Origin of the sequence: Megasphaera sp. AF13-6AC, assembly GCF_027685385.1 — a bacterium.
Taxonomy (GTDB): domain Bacteria; phylum Bacillota; class Negativicutes; order Veillonellales; family Megasphaeraceae; genus Megasphaera; species Megasphaera micronuciformis.
The window spans coordinates 1-5334 of record NZ_JAQCUN010000052.1 but is presented as its reverse complement, the minus strand read 5'-3'; the positions used below and the strand labels follow the sequence as shown (position 1 = coordinate 5334).

Here is a 5334-nt window from a genome sequence, read left to right as displayed (position 1 = left end):
TCGCTCAAACTCGTCAGGCGAAATGTAAAGCAATACGGCTTTTTCATCCGTGATGTTAAGGCGTTGGCGAATCATATTGTTAATATTCACCATAATACCGCTTAGCTGTGACCTTGTTTCATCCTGAGACTGACCGGCGGTCAGGACGGAACTGGAAAGAACTTCGCCTACGCGAAAGAGTACCGTTCCCTCACGAACAGTCAGCATGGATTCATTCAACAAGCGGTTCCGTTCATCCAAAGCGGCAACTGTCTTTGTTAATCCCGCTTTCGTATGTTCAAGTTCTTCGATTTCTCCCTGAGCCGTCGCCAAGTCCGCATGAACCTGATTAAAGGCCGTCTGAACAATCCCCAGCTGAGCCGAAGCATCGTCTCGCGCCGCCTGAACCTGCTCCAAGTCCAACAGAGTTAGTCGCAAACGATCGTTGGCTCCGTCCAATTGTTCTTCCTGAGAAGCTAACTTCAGTTCATTATCAGCCAATAAGTCATTTTTTTCCTGCATTTCTCTGGCTAACTTATCCGCCTCGGCTAAAAGTCGATCTCTCTGCTCTTCCAACACATGCTGTTGTTGGCGCAACTTATTCATACCGAAAAGAGCTACTCTGGCATTTTCCGATAAGACGGACATGACACCCAAGGTAACAACGGCAATGCTGATACCCGTCATGATAGTAACCAAGATGGATGTATACTTAGGGCGTAAGCCCATCAGTTTTATTTTTCTTTTGCCGACCTTAGAACCTATTTTATCGCCTAAATAGGCAATAAGTCCGCCCATAACGGCAAGAACAATCAACATAAACCAACCTGACTCCATCAAACGCCCCTCCTTCCGATACAGATTCTCAAATCATTTCATAATGTCTTATTATATCATATTTTTACAATGTATCGAATTGCCTACGCCGCACATTTTGATGAATCCCCTTCATATTTCCGTCTGAATTTTACTTGAAACAATGTTTCCTAAAGACCGCAAAGAGAACCACTCCTTCACCTACACATAAAAAGTTCGCATAACGTTCTCTTTTATTATATAAAAATTGTGTTACCTCCCGGCTAAGAAGGTAACACAATTTTTAACGAGATTTTTTATAGATAAGCCATATACCGGCAATTCCCGTAATTACGTCGGGAAGAAATGCCGCTACGTACGGAGGGATACGCCCCCCGTTTCCTAAGGCATTGGAAATCGTCATAATGCTGTAGTAAATAAAAATAACAATGACACTGATACCGAATCCGATGGATGAGCTGCCTCTTTGCTTTTGTAAACCCAGAGGCGCACCTACTAAGGCACAAACCAAACTGGCTAAGGGCATAGAAAAACGATTGAACAGCTCGACTTTCATCTTATTCGTATCTACGGAATTATTGTCGAGGACCTTAATCTGCTCCTTCAATTCGCGAATAGTTAATTCATCCGGCTTTTTCTGAGATTCAGCCATCTTATTAGGTTTCTGAGAAATTGGCAGGGTCTGATGGTTGAACGTCATGGTTCTTGTTACCTGCTGTTCATCTCCGCCCGAAAGATCGTAAATAATTCCCTTGTGCATAATCCATTTATCGCCGTCCCATTCAGCATAGTCGGCTTTTTCGACACGTGTCAGTACATCATTATCAAATTCCTGCACCGTCAAATCCTTCAAGCGTTTTTCCTGGCCGTCATATTGGCGCGCATACATGAGGCTGGAAATATCGGATCCTTTTACGTTTTTCAGAATTATATGATCCTGTGTAGTCGGCTGAGCCCCGGCCTTCACTTCCTCATTTATAATGCGATTATACGCATTGTTCGCCTTCGGCACGACGAACTCGTTAAAAGCCGTTGTCCCTAAAGAAATACACAAGGCCGTGATAAAAATGGGCATAGCCAAGCGAGGAAAGTTCTGACCTCCCGACCGCATGACAATGATTTCACTGGCTGCCGACATTCTGCCGAAAGCCATTAAGGACCCTAGCAGCACGGACATGGGAAAGGTAATGACAATAATCGAAGGCAAAGCCAATACTAAAATTCGAAAAGCCGCCCACATGGATGCCCCGTATTGATTGATTAAGTTGGCAATTCTATACAGAGTTCCCGTACCGACAAAAACGCTCGTAAACGCACAGACACCGAAAAGAAAGGGGCCTATAAACTCTTTTAATATATATTTATCAAGTATTCTCATCTTATTTATCCCCCGACGTCTTACATGGTGAAGTCTTCACCTAAATAGTTTTTCTTCGCCACTTCGTTTTCCGCTATTTCCATCGGTGCGCCTTCAAGGAATACCTTGCCGTCAGCCAGCAAGTACGCCTTATCGACAATACGCAACGTTTCTCTCACGTTGTGGTCCGTAATAAGAACACCCATTCCTCTTCTCTTCAAATGACTGATTATACCCATAATATCGTTGACTGCCAAGGGATCGATGCCGGCAAAAGGTTCATCGAGCAGAATAAACGCCGGGTCCATACACAGACACCGTGCAATTTCCACTCGCCGCCGTTCACCGCCGGACAATTGAATCCCTAAGCGATCACGCAACTTTGTAATGGAAAACTCTTCCATGAGCGCCTCTGCCTTGGCACTTTGTTCCGCCTTGGTAAGTTTCGTCGTTTCCAACATGGCCAGCAAGTTATCCTCTACCGTCAATTTACGGAAAATCGACGCTTCCTGCGGCAAATAGCCGATTCCTTCATGGCCGCGTATGTGTACGGGCTGCTGAGTAATATCCGTATCGTCAATACGAATCGTTCCCGACGAAGGCTTCTCAATGCCTACTATCATATAGAAGGTCGTCGTCTTCCCCGCCCCGTTAGGACCGAGCAATCCCACTACCTGTCCCTGATCAACACGAATAGACACTCCGTTAACTACATTACGACCGTTATAGGTTTTAACCAAATCATTTGTCTGAATATACATGAACTCTCCTCAAAATGCCTAGTTGGTCGGTACGATAATGAGTGTCGACCGACTCATGGCCTGAGCCGAATCATCGGCCAGACGGATTTGAATATTATCACCGTTCAGGCTGCTGCCGTTTTGCGTTGCGTGCACATCACCGAAAAGGTTGATAACACCGTCATTTACGCCGGGTGTTTGGGTATACTCCGCCTTATTCGCATAAGCGGATAAGTTATCCTTCGGCGATTCAATATGAACACTACCCGTACCGACTGCCAGAATTTTCTTGGTCCAGGCATCGATACGATCAGCCCACATTTGCGACCCCTGAGCTTCCATATAACCGTTACCCGTTACGATACCGTAGTCCTGATCCAAGTAATATTCGACCTGGTCGCCGTTCAATTTACGATCACCGTATATGCCGCGAACATCACCGGTAGCTACGACATAATTTTTATTCGTCGAATGTAATTTCTGTGCCGTTACATGCATATCCGGCTGTTCCACCGTAACGCCGCCGTCCAAATCGGCTTCGGCCGTCTTCAAATTATACATAGCGGTAGCTCCGGTCATAGTCGCATTATCCCGTACGATGACAACATTTCCCTTAGCCGTAGCTACCTGCGTTTTGCCGTCATACTGTAACTGATCGGCTGTTACGGAAATGGCCGGCTGAGGTGCGGCTACCGTCGACAGCGAAGGTACGGACACGGCAGTTGCAGCCAGTAAGACTGCACAAGTATATATCCATGTTTTTTTCATTCTCTATTCCCCCTTGGTAATACGGGCATGACCGGTAAGCGTTACTGCATTCAGTGCCGCGTTAGCCGTAAATGAATCGGCACTCAAGTCGGTCTGATCGGCACGCGTAATTACGACTTTACCGCCTGTTATTTCACGAGTATCCATATTATAGTATACACTCCCGTCGGTCTGCAACGAATCTCCCTGATCCGTATGCGCTTCCAAAGGGGCCTTAAGCTCAATCGTTTTTCCGTTTCTGTCTACAATGCCCTGGTCTGCCGTAATCGTCAGTTGAACTCCGTCATCACTCACAAAAGTCCCCGTGGGTTTTACAAAGTAGACCTTGCCCGAATCGGGATCAACCAGGATTTTATCGGCCGTTAAATGCCAGACCAACTTTCCGTCACGCTTTTCTTCCAGTTCCGATCCGTCAAACTCAACAAAACGCTCCGTATTGACTTCCGCCGGCTTTTCTCCCTCACGCAAAAGAGGAATCAATACGGCGGCAAATAAAAGGATGAAGGCCCCTACAATCAGCGGCAACTTATATTTTTGAATCCGTTGTATCATATGCCTTCCTGTCCTCCTTCAGTCTGAAGTGCCGTCATTTCCTCCGGTTTCGTACTCCAACGATGCTGGAACCACAACCATTCTGTCGGATGTTCTCTAATAAATTTTTCCGTAATAATCGCCGTTTGCTTCGTCAATTCTGCAATATCCCGCTCTTTATCACCCGTATCTTCAAAGTAAATCGGCTCTCCAATATAGACGCGATTACGATGGTTTTCATCATGATACGGGAAAATCGGCACGATAGGGGAACGAAATTGGCGAGCAAAAAGAGCAATTCCTCGAGGTGTCGAGGCCAGTTGTCCGAGAAATTCCTGTGGCACACCGTCAAAACCGCCATCCTGATCGGCAAGAAAACCGAGAATTTTTTTCTTCTTCAAAGCTCGAGCTGCAATAATCATTTCATTCCCGCCTCGAGCAAAGACTTCCAAACCCATGCGTTCACGATTTTCATTCAAAAACCGCGTAACCGAATCATTGGGCTGATTTTTTACAATAGTAGTTGCCGGGTATCCGTATAAAGCCAAAGAGGCTCCCATCCATTCCCAGTTTCCCAAGTGACCCGTTAAGGCAATAACACCCTTATTTTCTTCCAAGGCTCTTTCAAGTATATCCGGCTGATCCAAGGTTACATACCGGGAAATACAATCCTTGTTCAGACGAGGGGTATATAAGATTTCCATTAAAGACTGACCCAAGTTGGCAAAAACGCCGTCAATAACCGCAACAGCTTCCGCCTCGTCACAATTAAGTCCGCGCATGACATGAAAAATACCTCGATTGCGTTGTTTCTTCAGGAGTCGTCCCGCAACGGGTCCCAATTTTCGTCCCCATTTGACAATTGTATCGTAAGAAAAGAGGCACACAAATCTTCCGATAGCCCTTACTGCATGGTACTGCCAATTTTTAAACACTCTAACGGACGCTCCTTTCTTTATTGTTTAAGCTCGTTCTTACAGCACTTATAAGCGGCAATAACATCGTCCAACTGTTTCCGAGCCTCCAAAATGTATTCGCAAAACTCCCGAACCGCACCGTGACCGCCCGGGTTGTCCGATACCCAAAGGACTGCTTCCCGTACCTGACGACATGCATCCAGAGGTGCACCGCTGAAACCGACAG

At 46.1% G+C, this 5334-nt stretch carries 6 protein-coding genes and 1 pseudogene; all 7 read right to left on the bottom strand.

Annotated elements, in window-relative coordinates:
* A partial coding sequence (locus tag PGX78_RS04270; protein ID WP_270445530.1) for a DUF3084 domain-containing protein occupies nucleotides 1-816 on the bottom strand: 816 nt, incomplete at its 3' end.
* 262 nt (nucleotides 817-1078) lie between these two features.
* Nucleotides 1079-2173, bottom strand: a complete 1095-nt coding sequence (locus PGX78_RS04265) for an LptF/LptG family permease (RefSeq protein ID WP_006940950.1) — start codon at nucleotides 2171-2173, stop codon at nucleotides 1079-1081.
* A 20-nt stretch (nucleotides 2174-2193) separates the two neighbouring features.
* Nucleotides 2194-2913, bottom strand: a complete 720-nt coding sequence (gene lptB, locus PGX78_RS04260; protein WP_006940952.1) for an LPS export ABC transporter ATP-binding protein — start codon at nucleotides 2911-2913, stop codon at nucleotides 2194-2196.
* 18 nt (nucleotides 2914-2931) lie between these two features.
* Nucleotides 2932-3660, bottom strand: coding sequence for an LptA/OstA family protein (locus PGX78_RS04255; RefSeq protein ID WP_006940954.1), 729 nt, complete (start codon nucleotides 3658-3660; stop codon nucleotides 2932-2934).
* Nucleotides 3661-3663: 3 nt separating this feature from the next.
* Complete coding sequence (lptC, locus tag PGX78_RS04250; protein ID WP_006940955.1) at nucleotides 3664-4212, bottom strand: LPS export ABC transporter periplasmic protein LptC; 549 nt, start codon at nucleotides 4210-4212, stop codon at nucleotides 3664-3666.
* Complete coding sequence (locus PGX78_RS04245; protein WP_270445526.1) at nucleotides 4209-5126, bottom strand: lysophospholipid acyltransferase family protein; 918 nt, start codon at nucleotides 5124-5126, stop codon at nucleotides 4209-4211. The genes lptC and PGX78_RS04245 overlap by 4 nt, the downstream gene beginning before the upstream one ends.
* A 20-nt stretch (nucleotides 5127-5146) precedes the next feature.
* Nucleotides 5147-5334, bottom strand: a pseudogene (locus PGX78_RS04240) (3-deoxy-D-manno-octulosonate 8-phosphate phosphatase); the annotation flags it as partial.

What these genes read in the sequence shown, in the direction of transcription:
- lptC (WP_006940955.1), bottom strand. Translation starts at nt 4,212, where the DNA reads ATGATACAACGGATTCAAAAATATAAGTTGCCGCTGATTGTAGGGGCC.
- PGX78_RS04265 (WP_006940950.1), bottom strand. Translation starts at nt 2,173, where the DNA reads ATGAGAATACTTGATAAATATATATTAAAAGAGTTTATAGGCCCCTTT.
- PGX78_RS04255 (WP_006940954.1), bottom strand. Translation starts at nt 3,660, where the DNA reads ATGAAAAAAACATGGATATATACTTGTGCAGTCTTACTGGCTGCAACT.
- lptB (WP_006940952.1), bottom strand. Translation starts at nt 2,913, where the DNA reads ATGTATATTCAGACAAATGATTTGGTTAAAACCTATAACGGTCGTAAT.